At 48.2% G+C, this 12,290-nt stretch carries 13 protein-coding genes; 10 read left to right on the forward strand and 3 right to left on the reverse strand.

Annotated features, from left to right (window positions below; genetic code table 11):
• Positions 1 to 4: 4 nt before the first annotated feature.
• The gene (locus QL223_RS09755) at positions 5 to 586 is read left to right on the forward strand and encodes an NAD(P)H-dependent oxidoreductase (protein WP_281544609.1); all 582 of its coding nucleotides are present in this window, start codon (positions 5 to 7) and stop codon (positions 584 to 586) included.
• A 21-nt stretch (positions 587 to 607) separates the two neighbouring features.
• Positions 608 to 1,051, forward strand: a complete 444-nt coding sequence (locus QL223_RS09760) for a GNAT family N-acetyltransferase (RefSeq protein ID WP_281544610.1) — start codon at positions 608 to 610, stop codon at positions 1,049 to 1,051.
• Between the two features lie 73 nt (positions 1,052 to 1,124).
• Here the strand turns inward: QL223_RS09760 and QL223_RS09765 are convergent, their stop codons facing one another.
• Complete coding sequence (locus tag QL223_RS09765; protein ID WP_281544611.1) at positions 1,125 to 2,030, reverse strand: glycosyl hydrolase family 17 protein; 906 nt, start codon at positions 2,028 to 2,030, stop codon at positions 1,125 to 1,127.
• A 65-nt stretch (positions 2,031 to 2,095) separates the two neighbouring features.
• Positions 2,096 to 2,971 (reverse strand): glycosyl hydrolase family 17 protein, encoded by an 876-nt coding sequence (locus QL223_RS09770; protein WP_281544612.1) that lies wholly within the window; start codon positions 2,969 to 2,971, stop codon positions 2,096 to 2,098.
• 368 nt (positions 2,972 to 3,339) lie between these two features.
• Between QL223_RS09770 and QL223_RS09775 the strand changes: the two genes are divergently transcribed.
• Positions 3,340 to 4,383, forward strand: a complete 1,044-nt coding sequence (locus tag QL223_RS09775; RefSeq protein WP_281544613.1) for a nitronate monooxygenase — start codon at positions 3,340 to 3,342, stop codon at positions 4,381 to 4,383.
• A 58-nt stretch (positions 4,384 to 4,441) separates the two neighbouring features.
• Here the strand turns inward: QL223_RS09775 and QL223_RS09780 are convergent, their stop codons facing one another.
• Positions 4,442 to 6,445 (reverse strand): methyl-accepting chemotaxis protein, encoded by a 2,004-nt coding sequence (locus tag QL223_RS09780; RefSeq protein ID WP_281544614.1) that lies wholly within the window; start codon positions 6,443 to 6,445, stop codon positions 4,442 to 4,444.
• A gap of 434 nt (positions 6,446 to 6,879) precedes the next feature.
• Between QL223_RS09780 and hinT the strand changes: the two genes are divergently transcribed.
• From hinT to ycfP, 7 genes are all read left to right on the forward strand, one after another.
• Positions 6,880 to 7,230, forward strand: a complete 351-nt coding sequence (gene hinT / locus QL223_RS09785; RefSeq protein ID WP_002540486.1) for a purine nucleoside phosphoramidase — start codon at positions 6,880 to 6,882, stop codon at positions 7,228 to 7,230.
• Positions 7,230 to 8,672, forward strand: a complete 1,443-nt coding sequence (locus QL223_RS09790) for a hypothetical protein (protein WP_281544615.1) — start codon at positions 7,230 to 7,232, stop codon at positions 8,670 to 8,672. Before hinT ends, QL223_RS09790 begins: the two co-directional genes overlap by 1 nt.
• Entirely contained in the window at positions 8,672 to 9,058 is a 387-nt protein-coding gene (locus QL223_RS09795) for a YcfL family protein (protein ID WP_281544727.1), read from the forward strand. The genes QL223_RS09790 and QL223_RS09795 overlap by 1 nt, the downstream gene beginning before the upstream one ends.
• Before the next feature lie 22 nt (positions 9,059 to 9,080).
• Entirely contained in the window at positions 9,081 to 9,674 is a 594-nt protein-coding gene (gene lpoB, locus QL223_RS09800) for a penicillin-binding protein activator LpoB (protein WP_039850289.1), read from the forward strand.
• Positions 9,675 to 9,677: 3 nt separating this feature from the next.
• Positions 9,678 to 10,520 carry a phosphotransferase gene (locus QL223_RS09805; protein WP_281544616.1) on the forward strand — a complete coding sequence of 281 codons (843 nt, stop codon included), beginning with the start codon at positions 9,678 to 9,680 and terminating at the stop codon, positions 10,518 to 10,520.
• 24 nt (positions 10,521 to 10,544) lie between these two features.
• On the forward strand, positions 10,545 to 11,396 hold the full coding sequence (locus tag QL223_RS09810) for a DUF6279 family lipoprotein (RefSeq protein ID WP_281544617.1): 852 nt from the start codon (positions 10,545 to 10,547) through the stop codon (positions 11,394 to 11,396).
• A gap of 227 nt (positions 11,397 to 11,623) precedes the next feature.
• Entirely contained in the window at positions 11,624 to 12,163 is a 540-nt protein-coding gene (gene ycfP, locus QL223_RS09815; protein ID WP_281544618.1) for an alpha/beta hydrolase YcfP, read from the forward strand.
• The last annotated feature ends 127 nt before the right edge of the window (positions 12,164 to 12,290 follow it).

Below are 12,290 nucleotides of genomic sequence, written 5' to 3' on the forward strand. Positions count from 1 at the left end.
TGTCATGAAGTGTTTGGTGGTGCTTTCGCACCCTCTTAAGGAAAGCTTGTGCAGTTACCTCTGTCAGGAAACGATTAAACACCTTGAGTCGAAAGGCTATGACATCACCTTGCTGGATCTCTATGGCGAGGTTTTTGATCCAGTGTTAAGTGCAGAAGAAAGGCAAAGTTACTACGCCGAAGACTTTGACCGAAGTCAGCTTAACAAAGAGCTTGAACAGCTGGTGGAGGCGGAATCCTTAGTGCTTGTCTTTCCTACCTGGTGGTTCAGCTTTCCCGCGATGCTGAAAGGCTGGATTGACCGCGTATGGGCCCCTGGATATGCCTACGATCATGATGCGGAACTAGGAGCGATTAAGCCGAGATTGGGCAACCTTAAAGAAGTGAAAGTAGTGACAACACTGGGTTCACCTTGGTGGGTGGATAACCTGGTGATGCACAAGCCGCTGAAGCGCGTATTGAAAACGGCGATTTTAGGTGCGTGCGCGAAAGACTGTAAGGTGACTTTCCTTTCTCTTTATAACGCCGAAAAGGCGGGTAGGGAGCAGGTCGATAAATTTGTCCTGAAGATCAAAGCGAAGTTTTAAGGTCAACAGTAGGGAGAGAAGATGGAAATCCGCAAAGTGGTGTTAAGGGATTTGGAAGCGGCTCAGGAACTAGTGAGCTCGGTATCAGAAGCAGACGTTATTCCTTTGTTTGATGAACAAGGACAGGATGAGTTCAAATCCCGGATCCTGCCAGATCTTGCTACCACTTTTGATGATTCTCGCTTCTACACAGTCATCGCGTTGAACAAGGATGAGGTAGTCGGGTTTGCAGCGCTGCGTGAAGGGAATTATCTGACCCATCTTTTTGTAGCCAAATCTGAACAAGGCACAGGGTTAGGGAAACGCCTGTTAGAGCATGTATTAACAACAACGAGTGCGAAGGAAATATCGCTTCGGTCATCGGTCAATGCTTTGGCGTTTTATGCATCACAAGGTTTTGAGGCAACAGGTGAAGAATCAGATTTCAATGGTATTCGTTTTGTGCCTATGAGGTTATCTCGATGATGTTTGCCTGCTCGTGAGAAAACCAGATATAGGCAGGAAAAGAAAAGGGCGGTTAATCCGCCCTTCGTTGTAGTCAACCGTACAGAGACTGCATGACCAGTTTCGGTGTGCGGTCCACCTTGAACAGACCCCAGTGTTTCTCAGGCTCTTCAGGGTGGTTGTCACCTTTCCACGGCTCGTCAAACGCTTCGAAGACGAAGGTAAGGATCTTCTCATCGCGCGTCCATTGCAGCAGTTGGTCATAGTAAGCAGCCTGAAGTTCTTCAGACGCGTTCCATGCTTCAATGCCGCGGCCATTCGAGGCTGTTGCCCAGCCAGCTTCGGTGATAACGACAGGCTTACCTGGGTGACGATCGGCGACATCGCGGTAGTTTTGCTTGGTGTATTCCAGCGCGTCGTCGATAGTTTTGTATTCCCAAACTGGGTATGTGTGCAGGGAAATGAAGTCAATCACTTCAACCAGTGCGTCCAGTTTGTATGTCCAAGGCACATAGTTTTCACAGAAAGTGACAGGTTGGCTGATGCTGTCTTTTACTTTCTGAACGTGCTCAACCAGTTTCTCTACAGAGATCAGGTGATCAGTCCATTCAACACTCGCTTCATTGCCGACTGATACATAACCCACGATATCTGGGTATGCGTTTGCAAGCTCGATGAGGCGGTCAATTTCTTCCTTGTTGTGCTGGCGGTTTTTCTCCAGCAATTCTTCACTGAATTGTGCGCCCCAAGGGCAATTGGGGTTGTTCATTTCAGCCGCAACATCGGCGCCGAGCATTACTTTGAAATCAAGTCCTTCGTCGCGAATAACATCCAACACCAGTCTTGCATGAGTGCCGCAGTCATATAGACGCAGTGCAGACCAGTTGTGGGAGAGGATAAGAAGGTCTTCTTTGATCTCTTGGTACGTTGGGTAAATTCCCTCACGAGGGTTTTGACCTTCACGATAGCCTGAGTAACAAATGGCGTTTCTGTATTCCATAGCGCTTTTTACCTTAGTTTTCTTATGCCCGCGGATAACCCGCGGGCGCCTTGTAATGTGTTCTGTTAGGTTGAGTACTTAAAGTTGCCGTCTTTATCCCAAAGACCCCAGTACGCACCTACCGCGCCTTCCTTTTCCACCTTCCAGGCTTCATCGAAAGACGAGAAATAGAACACATCAATGTTCTCTTCTTCTGCCCATGCATAAGTTTCAACAAAATACTTAAGGGCATTTTCTTCAGAAGGCACTGAGCCACGCTCAGGAACCCCTTCGTTAGGCCAGCCGGTTTCTGAAATAATCACTGGCTTGCCTTTGCCGGCATTTATGGCACGGCGATACATTTCCTTCATATATGGCACGGCGAAGTCTATCGGACAGCCTTCCCAGAATGGGTAACAGTTTGTCAGGATCACTTCGCAGGCATCAGCTACTCGCGGATGGTTCTCAAAAAGGTAGTAGGCATCCACATAACCCACCTGAACGTCTGGTAGTTCTGCCTTCGCGCGTTCGATGTAGCTGATAAGTTCGTCTTCATGAATGTCTTCGCGAAGCAGCACTTCGTTACCGACACCCAGAATGTCTACATAGCCTTCACGTGCGACTGCGATAGCGTTCTGTAGCTCTTCCTCATTTTTTTCATGTTTGCCGTCAATCCAAACGCCAACCATGGTTTTGAGACCATACTCCTTGGCGATTTTTGGAATCAGCTCGTTACCATCTGTACATGAGAAGGTACGGATCCAATTGACGTGTGGGGCGATAATCTGAAGCCTTTCGTGGATTTGTGCTTCAGTGATCTTTGACCCTGGCCCTTGTCCATCAACATAAGGGCTGAAAGAGATCCCATGGATCTTCGCATCCACCAAATCACGTGTTTTTTGCTTGAGGTAGCTCAGCCACTCCTCTCCATGAGGCGCAGCTCGGTTGATTCTGCTTGACACTCTCCAAACTCCCTTTCGGATAGTCGCACTTTCTTTGAGTGCGGTTATTCACTGTCGGTTTTTTTATTTTTTAGATTGACCTTCGAATCGTTCTTGTCTCGGCACCAAAAAACGAAAAGAAAGCGCTTTCTTTTTCGAATTAAGCCATAGGGAAGAAATATGACAACCCGAAATGTTACGAACATGTACTTAGATCACATTTGAATAGTTGTGAGTCAAAAACAGTTTTATATGCATAATGATTCATTTGGTGGGAGTTAAGATTCTGGAAATTAAGGAGTTGCTCACGGGCTAAACTGGGATTTTGACGTAAGGTATAGCCTTGATGGTGCATAGGTGAAAATGTATAGAAAATTGGGGTTGGGAATATGGAAAAGTTTGATTTTGCCAAATGGATTGGTGTGGATTTCCCCTTGATTCAGGCCCCCATGGCTGGTGTACAAAACAGCAAGTTGGCGCTTGCGGTTTGCAAAGCTGGCGGGCTAGGTTCAGTGCCTTGTGGCATGCTGGATGCCGATGCCGTCGTTGAAGAAATTAAGCGCATGAAAGAGGGAACCGATAAGCCTTATAACCTCAATTTTTTCTGTCATACCTCATATCCCTTTGAAGCGGAGCGCCACCAAGCATGGCGCATTCAGCTTAAACCTTTCTTTCAGCGATATGGAATTGATGAGTCTGCATTGGGAAACAAAGCCAGTCGTCTTCCGTTCAGTCACAAGATGGCTGATGCCATTGAGGACTATGCGCCGCCTATTGTTAGCTTCCATTTTGGTTTGCCAGAACCTTCACTACTGGCACGTGTAAAAGGGTGGGGGGCGAAAGTCTTTTCCTCTGCGACAACGTTGGAAGAAGCACGATGGTTGGAAGACAACGGCGCTGACGCTGTTATCGTTCAGGGTATTGAAGCGGGCGGGCATCGCGGAATGTTTTTGACTGAGTCATTGGATTCTCAGCGGCCGACCATGGAGTTATTGCCCAAGGTGGCCGATGCGATCAATTTGCCCGTGATAGCGGCGGGTGGTCTCGCAATTCGCGATGAGGTGGTGCAGGCGCTGGCTTTAGGCGCAGACGCGGTTCAGATTGGTACGGCCTACTTGCTGAGTGACGAAGCCAGCACTTCGGCGTTACACCGTCGCGCTTTGACGTCGGAAGCAGCAAAAAATACGGCGCTGACCAATGTGTTTTCTGGCCGTCCGGCGCGGGGAATCATTAATGGCGCCATGGCTGCATTGGATTGTATCAGTGAAAAAGCACCGGTGTTTCCTTTTGCCTCTATTGAAATGGGACCACTGCGTGCAGCAGCAGAAAAAGAAGGCAGGGATGATTTCACACCATTATGGTCAGGAGTGAATAACAGCCATTGTGAAGCGATCAGCGCGGCAGCGATCACTCGAAAGTTGATGGGTATCTGAAAGTAGAGACCAATAAAGAAGCGGGCATTTAGCCCGCTTTCTTGTTTGGTGCTTTTGATTACACCGTGAAGCGATGAACCAGTTCGTTCTGGTTAACGGCTTGTTGGTCCAGTCGTTCACTCGCGCCAGCCACGTCTTGCATGGCGGTATAGCTGCTGTCGGCAATAAAGCTGATGTGCTCAACGTTGCGAGCGATATCCGCAGAGGTGGTGCTTTGCTCGGAAGCGGCTTGCGCAATCTGGCTGCTCATGTCGCTGATCATCATGATGATGGCTTCAATTTCTTCCATCGCAGAATTGGCGTCGGACGCCTGCGCAACACTGTTACTCATTTCTTCCACACATTCCTGCATTACCAGAACCGCTTGGCTTGACTGGGTCTGCAGCTTGCTAATCATCTCTTCGATTTCAGACGTTGAGTCGGAAGTACGTTTCGCCAGGACACGAACTTCATCTGCTACCACCGCAAAGCCTCTGCCTTGTTCACCGGCACGGGCTGCTTCAATCGCCGCGTTCAGTGCCAGCAGGTTGGTTTGATCGGCGATGTTGCTGATCACGTCCAGAATGGTTTCGATATTCGCAGTCATCTCTTGGAGTGAGGAAACCACGGCAACAGAATCATCCAGACGGCTTGAAAGCTGGTGGGTCGTGCTGATGTTACGGGTCATGATTTCACGGCCCTTCGTCGCAGCATCGCTCACTTCCATCACTTTATCCATGGTGTGGCGCGCGCTGTTTGCAACGTCTTGCACTGAGTGCTCCATTTGCGTCATGGCCGCAGCGACTGCGGTGGTTTGCTGACGCTGTTCATTAAGCTGAGCTTTTGCGGTTTGCGTGGTGGACTGGTTCGCAGCTGCGACTTCAGCTTGCTCTTCTGCAGCATCGCGGAGCTGTCGCAGAATGCCTTGAAGATTTGAAGCCAGGGTGTTGATGTGGTCTGCCAGCTGGCCAAATTCATTGTGTTCTTTCACTTCGATGCGCTGGGTCATGTCGCCTTCAGTGATTGCTTCCAGAACGTTTAGGGTGCTGCTCAGTGGCTTACGAACGCTTCGAGCAATGTGCCAGCCAATGAAGACGGTGATTGCCAGAATCAGCGCACCAATGAAAATCGTCTGGCGAACACCATTTTTGAAGGTGTCGTTAGCTTGTGCGATAGATGCAGACATCACGCTTTCCGCTTGGCCGCGGAACTGGTCGAGAATGTCCATCGCACTGTCAACTTCTGACGCAAGATTACCGATGTTGGTGTAAAGCTCGTTAGTCGCAACCAGGTATGCATAGTGCTGATCAAGGACACCACCTTCGCGGCTCACGTCGCGGGTAAAGGCATCGATGTCTTTCTGGAATTTCTCTTTCAATTCTGGAAGCTGTGAAGTCAGTGAACGGAAAGAGTAGTTCAGTTGCTTCACGCTACGGCGGTTGCCGTTCATGGCTTTTTCTACATCAGCCAATTTGTTGCTGGCCAGCGCGTCGGAAGTATGGGTTTCCGTTTCCTGAAGCTTTTTGAAGTAGGTTTTTGAAATGATTTTCAGCGTCGTGGAACCATTATTCGCCACGAAGTCCTGCATACCCAGAGCCAGTGACGTATTCATGCGCTGGAACTGACGAGCGGCGGTCACACCCTCTTCTTTTGCAGTTTGCTGGCGTTGGAAGTTACCAATCGCCACCGATGCTTCAGAGAAGTAACGTTTTTCGATCTCACGCAGAGATTCCAATTGCGAAGCCAATTCTGCCTGACCGGAAGAGGCTTGGTAGAGGTTGTTCAGTGCCGTATCGAACTTCTGTCTTGCTGCTTCAAAGTTTTCCAATACTTGTTCGCTTTGTGAGCCATTAGTACTGGTCAGGTAGTCTTTGAATATTTTGTCTGCGGCAAGAAGGCTAACACTGGCTTCGTTAGATAAGGAGACGAGGGGAAGTGCTTCTGAGGTGACGACTTCTAGCTGGTCGTGGATGTCTTGAGAACTTTTAAGGTTAAGGGTGTTGGTTGCCACCAGACTCACTGCGAGTACCGCAAAGCCGGCATACATCCGACGAATCACAGAGCTTTGTCGTTTTTTAGCCATTTATATTCCTCCCACCGGCGATTAACCGATGCTTCCCGAAACGCGCGTTCTAGTAAAAAGAAAAGGAACACGCTTAGTATTATTGCTTGTAGTTATATGCCGAGCTTCCTGCTTCGTAACGGGAAGGTCAGCCCTGTTCTAACACATCGCTTTTCTTGTCATCCGCCAGTATTTCAAAAACTTTAAACTTAAAAAGGTCAATACTTTCCAACCTTTGAAGTGAGACGCAAATTTGTTGAGAGAGTGGTTAATAAAAAGCTAGGGGTTGATAACTGAAGCTGAAAGCTGTTTCTCAGTTGGTATGAAATTGTTACGGAAAGTGAAGAATTGAGGTAGAGGCAACTATCTACGATAAAAAACACTGTTCATTATTGCCCAAACTCTTTGTCTCTAGCATACTTACAGCTCTGTAACCGATTCATTTGGAGTTGCCCGTGGCTGAAGAAACCATATTCAGTAAAATCATTCGTAAGGAAATCCCGGCTGACGTGGTTTACCAAGACGACCTTGTTACTGCCTTCCGAGACATCAATCCTCGTGCTCCAAGTCATATCCTGATCATTCCAAACAAGTTGATCCCAACCGTGAACGACGTTGAAACGGAAGATGAACTGGCACTTGGCCGCATGTTTACTGTGGCGCGCAAATTGGCGGCTGATGAAGGCATCGCAGAAGACGGTTACCGTCTGATCATGAACTGCAATAATCACGGTGGCCAAGAGGTTTACCACATTCACATGCACCTGGTTGGTGGCCGTCCTCTAGGACCAATGCTGATCGGTTAATGATTAAAAAGTCTTTCTTGGCTCTCGCTGGTAAGCGCAGAGCCAATTCGTCATTTTCAAAGAAATTGGTGGCATTCAGTCTGGGACTCAGTCTGGTAGGCTGCGCCAATCTTTCAGCACAGGCGTTATTCAGTCACTACTCCGCTGCGTTGCAACAGCCGCATGCGCTGGTGGCTAGGGGTGAGTATCAGCAAGCGTTGGAGCAACTGCCCGATTCACCCGACGGTGAGATTCTGGATGGCATGGAAAAAGGACGCTTGGCACTGCTTGCTGGCGACCTCGAAAAGAGTAAAGCTGCACTTGAACAAGCAGATCTAGCTGCAACTGCAGAACAAGACAAAGCGATTATCCAGCTTTCTAAAGGCGTCGATCAGATAGGCGCATTGGTGACCAACGACAATGTGCTCACCTACATGCCGCCGGATTATGAACTTGGCTTTCTTCATCTGTATTTGATGCTGAATTACATAAAAGAAAACAATCTTCAAGGTGCGTTGGTTGAGGCACGTCGCGCCAATCAGGTTCAGGAGCGAGCAAAAAGACTGCGAGACAGCGAGCTTCAAAATGCATCAAACACGGCTACACAGAATGGCATCGACGACAATGTCGGCGCAGTGTTGGTGAAATATCCTCCTGCAGGCAAGCTGTTAGGTTCGGTACAGAATGGTTACCTGTTTTACCTCTCAGCGTTGCTCTATGAAGCTGAAGGCAACCTGAACGGAGCATTCATTGATTACAATCGTGCTTTAGCCGTCGAACCTGACAACGCATATATCGCGGATGCCGCGATGCGCGTCGCTTTGCGTCAGGGACGTCGTGATGAATTGAGATTGCTTGAGAAAAAATATGGCCAGTATCAACGTCCGGACAGATCGAAAGGGCAGTTGGTCGTATTAAATGAACAAGGTGTGGTGAATGCCCGTGATTTCTGGCGTTTGCCATTATGGTTGTCTGATAGCCGTGGCTATCTTGAAGCTCATACGGTGAGTTTGCCCTATTACCGTTCGTATACTGCAGCTCCCCAGAAGGCATTCAGTGTGGATGGGCAAACAGTCAAACCAGCACAATTGGCGAACGTGAATGGCATGGCACAGAATGCATTAAGTGAAGCTATGCCGGCGATGGCGGTGCGTCAGATTTTGCGTGTTGTGGCAAAAAACGAGATGCGCAAGTCTCTGACTGAAAAAGATGACAGCGGCATTGGCAATCTCGTCGTCAACATCTTTAATGTGTTGAGTGAGCAACCGGATACCAGAAGCTGGCAGACGCTCCCTGAAAGTGCGGGCGTTTACAGCGGGTTTTATTCTTCAGGTCAGCACACAGTGAATGCTGACGGACAATCTATTAACGTAACCATCGAATCAGGAAAAACCACGTTAGTTTGGCTATCCAGACAGGGCGGTCAAGTGGTTCATTGGCAGGGGATATTAGGAGGCATATGATGAAATATGCGGCAGTTCTGTTATCAGCAAGCATGTTGCTGGCAGGTTGTGCGAACAACACCGCTGGGATCAGCATTGATAGCAGTAACCAAAATGTGGTGTTGGGAAATTCGGTGTTGGCGAAGAACCTCGAATTTGGCAATGCGAAAACCAGTATCGTGAACGAGCGACTGCTGGCACAGGTGATGGTGACCAATAAGAGTGATGAGTCCCAGAACCTGCAGTACCGTTTTAATTGGTATGACGCACAGGGCTTGGAAGTGGATAGCGGCAAGTCGCCGTGGCGCCAGTTTATTGTTTACGGTGGCGATTCAGTGACACTTCAGGGTGTGGCGTTAAACCCGGATGCGAAGAACTTCCGAGTCTCGCTCAGAAATATTCAGTGACTATAACGAAATGGGTAAAGCAATGAAGAAAAGCCTAATTGTGCTAATGGGTGCAGCTGCACTTATCTTGGGAGGATGTGCCAAGCAGGTGAGCTATGGCGATGCTCAGGAAGTGGAAACCACAACGATTGACTTCGGCTCGACCGATCTGCAAAAGATAGCGGTTGAGATGACAGACAGCATGTTGTCCTCTGGATCTGTATCTTTTATCACCCGCAACGAACGTCCCATCGTGTTTGTTGAGTCAATCAAAAACAAAACCGCTGAGCACATTGATACTGAATCTATCACTGACACCATCAGCACTCGTTTGATTAACTCTGGCAAATTCCGTTTTGTTGACATGACCCGCGTTGAAGCGGTGCGTGAACAGTTAGATTTCCAAAACAACGATGCACTGGTGAACCCAGGTACTGCTATCCAATTCGGTAAAATGGTTGGTGCGCAATACATGTTGTATGGCAACCTGTCGAGCATCAACAAGCAAGACGGCAGCGATAAAGACGTTTACTACAAAATGACCATGCGCCTGATGGATCTGGAAACGGGCCTTATCGAGTGGGCTGACGAAACCGAAATCCGTAAGAAGCAGTCTAAATCTCTGATTGGATGGTAATCATTGCTTTCAGCTGATGAAAAAGAAAAGGCCGCAGTCATCGAAAGACTGCGGCCTGATTTTATTATTGAGCAGGCAGAATTTCTTGAGGGCGGGTTAAGTAACCGCTGTATGAAATTGACTGCAGAGGATGGTGGCCAATATGTTTGGCGCCCGGAATCGGCATCTGCAAAGGCATTTGGCTTAAGCCGTCACAATGAATTTGAAGCCCTAACTATAGCGTCAAAAGCGGGCTTGACCGTCCCGCCAGTAAAACGCTATCCGGAGGGGTTACTGAATCCCTGGATTGAAGGCGAGACGATGACAGAGGCTTCGCTGGACATCGCAGCGACGCTTCAAGCTAAGATCCACGAAATGCCGGCTCTTTCGAATACGTTTGATCCCTTCGATAAAGGATTGGTGTATTTCAGCAATCTTTCCGTAAGCTCGTTGAATGATTCATTGAAAGCAGTTCATGAACACTTTCAGAAGCATCGATTTACCTCAGGCTTGCCGCTTGCTACTTGCCACTACGACTTGGGTCACTACAACTTTATCCGCCAGAAAAATGGTGAAATCAAAGTCATAGATTGGGAGTATGCCGCGTTTGGCGACCCAGCCATGGATTTAGTGATGACCTCTCTCGCAAATGGACTAGAACTTGAAACCTTGGTCAATCGATACTGTCAAATTAGACGTATAGATTCTGTTGCTGACTGGCAGCGCGCCTGCAGACAATGGCTACCTGTTGCAAATTATTTGGGTGCCCTTTGGTATGCACTCGGCTTTGAACTGTACGGTGACGAGATTTATCGCGAGAGAAGCGCCTTCTTTTTAGCGAAAGTGGAAGGACATATGGCAGTTTGAAAAAGCCACGGGGGAATCACGGAAATGACATTCAGCAAATCTTCAGTTAGGCATTTCTTTTTGTCGCTGGCCGCTGTATTCCTGCTTTCTGCCTGTACCAATCAGTTTGCCTACAACACACTGCCGTTTTGGATTGATTACTACCTTTCTGACTATGTCGATACCACATCAGCCCAGCAAAAACAGCTGGATGCCGATTTGGAAGCTTTCCACGAATGGCACCGCCAAAACGAACTGTCTAAAATCCAAGCCCTGCTTAATCAGCTTGAAGCGGACATGGCAAAGCCGCTCTCCTACTCGCAGATAGGCGAGTATCACCACATTATTAATGATCGCATTCAAGCTTCTTTGGAAGGCCTCACGCCGGCGCTGGTCAATCTAATCTCCTCGCTAAGCGATGAGCAGGCGCAAGCGTGGCTCGACATTCTCAACACAAATATTGAAGAAGCTGTCGAGAAAGCGAATGAAGGTAGCCTGGGTGAGCAGCACTCTAGAAGGCAGGAACGGCTTATCGAACGTGCGGAATTCTGGGTGAAGTCTGTCAATGCCAAGCAAAAGAAGCAGTTTTTGGAGATGGCCAGTTACCAGATCGAAATGCGTCCGGTGTTTTACAGTATCCGCGATGGACTTATGAGCGAGCTCGAAGGCATTCTGACGAATCGGAAAGACCCGAATCTTGGCGACCGTATCGATGATTACTTTGCGAACGTCATCGCGTTCCAAAGTGAGCAGCACAAGAATGACATGGCGCTGTATCTGGCTAGACGATATGAATTGCTGCAGCGTTTGGATCGCCACCTAACTGAGAGCCAGCGAAAGGCGATGCGCCAGAAATTGGCCTCTTACAGTGAAGATATCACCGCCGTCCTTAACTGATGGAATGTCAGAATCGCCAATTCGTCTCAAAACCTTGAGCCGTACCCGTCTTTCGGTCTTAACCCTTAATAATGTACGTGATTGGGTGATAGTATTTTGGTACCCAAGTTGTTTGACCGCACAAGGTCAACAGTGCCTTGGTTTACTGCATTTCAACGCGGATAACTTGCTTGGGTATAAACAGATTAAAAGCTGGGAACACCAGCGAAGAGTAAGAGGGACTTTTAGTGATTATTTATCTTCACGGCTTTGATTCAAACAGCCCCGGAAACCACGAAAAGGTCATGCAACTGCAGTTTATTGACCCAGATGTTCGCTTCATCAACTACAGCACACTTCATCCTAAACACGATATGCAACACCTTCTTAAGGAAGTGAGCAAGCAAATGGAAATGTCTGATGACAAATCACCACTGATTTGTGGTGTGGGGCTTGGCGGCTTCTGGTCAGAGCGTATCGGTTTTCTCAGCGGCATCAAACAGGTCATCTTTAACCCGAACCTGTTCCCAGAAGAAAACATGGAAGGTCGAATCGATCGTCCTGAAGAGTATGCTGATATTGCGACCAAATGTGTTGAGAGCTTCCGAGCCAAAAACGCTGGCCGTTGTATGGTGGTATTGTCGAAAGAAGATGAAATCTTGGATAACACCCGTTCCGAAGAAGTGTTGAGCCCGTATTATGACATCGTCTGGGACGACACACAGACGCACAAGTTTAAAAGCATCTCCCATCACCTACAGGCAATGAAAGCGTTTAAAGACGCGTAACATTTGGTTTGTAGGGATTACAGAGCATCAGCTGCTAAGGTTGGTGCTCTTTTTGTATCAGCCATGTTATCAATTGGCGCAAAACTCATCAGCCTCGCCTATTTTCGCTGCATTTAGTGCGGATTTA

This window comes from Grimontia sp. SpTr1, from assembly GCF_947387585.1.
Classification (GTDB): Bacteria; Pseudomonadota; Gammaproteobacteria; order Enterobacterales; family Vibrionaceae; genus Enterovibrio; species Enterovibrio indicus.

Excerpts from the sequence above, each read along its gene's own strand:
- QL223_RS09775 (WP_281544613.1), top strand. The coding sequence starts at position 3,340 with ATGGAAAAGTTTGATTTTGCCAAATGGATTGGTGTGGATTTCCCCTTG.
- QL223_RS09760 (WP_281544610.1), top strand. The coding sequence starts at position 608 with ATGGAAATCCGCAAAGTGGTGTTAAGGGATTTGGAAGCGGCTCAGGAA.
- lpoB (WP_039850289.1), top strand. The coding sequence starts at position 9,081 with ATGAAGAAAAGCCTAATTGTGCTAATGGGTGCAGCTGCACTTATCTTG.
- QL223_RS09755 (WP_281544609.1), top strand. The coding sequence starts at position 5 with ATGAAGTGTTTGGTGGTGCTTTCGCACCCTCTTAAGGAAAGCTTGTGC.
- QL223_RS09810 (WP_281544617.1), top strand. The coding sequence starts at position 10,545 with ATGACATTCAGCAAATCTTCAGTTAGGCATTTCTTTTTGTCGCTGGCC.
- QL223_RS09780 (WP_281544614.1), bottom strand. The coding sequence starts at position 6,445 with ATGGCTAAAAAACGACAAAGCTCTGTGATTCGTCGGATGTATGCCGGC.
- QL223_RS09765 (WP_281544611.1), bottom strand. The coding sequence starts at position 2,030 with ATGGAATACAGAAACGCCATTTGTTACTCAGGCTATCGTGAAGGTCAA.
- QL223_RS09795 (WP_281544727.1), top strand. The coding sequence starts at position 8,672 with ATGAAATATGCGGCAGTTCTGTTATCAGCAAGCATGTTGCTGGCAGGT.
- QL223_RS09790 (WP_281544615.1), top strand. The coding sequence starts at position 7,230 with ATGATTAAAAAGTCTTTCTTGGCTCTCGCTGGTAAGCGCAGAGCCAAT.